Raw genomic sequence first — 285 nt, forward strand, 5'->3', positions numbered from 1 at the left:
CCATATCTTCGCCCATTTCTCCATTAAAGTTATTAATTATTTCTTCAAGCATATTCAATTTTTTTGTATCAATTTTTGGCGGAGCTGGAATATCTTCCCCTTGATAAACGTGTAATCCTAACCCATGAAGGGCTAAAGCTTTAACAAAACAACGCTTAACCGAGTTATTAATCTGACTTGCATCCGGTTTAGCAATTGGCTTATTGTTGTAATCTGTCACCGGGAAAAGTTCTGTCTCAGTCCTGCCTCTTAGCGTGACAGACACAGAAACATAAGTTCCTGTTT

At 37.9% G+C, this 285-nt stretch carries 1 protein-coding gene; it reads right to left on the minus strand.

What is annotated here, in order from left to right:
* Positions 1–220: Sak single strand annealing protein (locus P3R27_RS15595; protein WP_438839304.1), on the minus strand; the 220-nt coding region annotated here is incomplete at its 3' end.
* Positions 221–285 lie beyond the last annotated feature (65 nt).

Origin of the sequence: Enterococcus spodopteracolus (assembly GCF_030441955.1) — a bacterium.
Lineage (GTDB): Bacteria > Bacillota > Bacilli > Lactobacillales > Enterococcaceae > Enterococcus_B > Enterococcus_B spodopteracolus.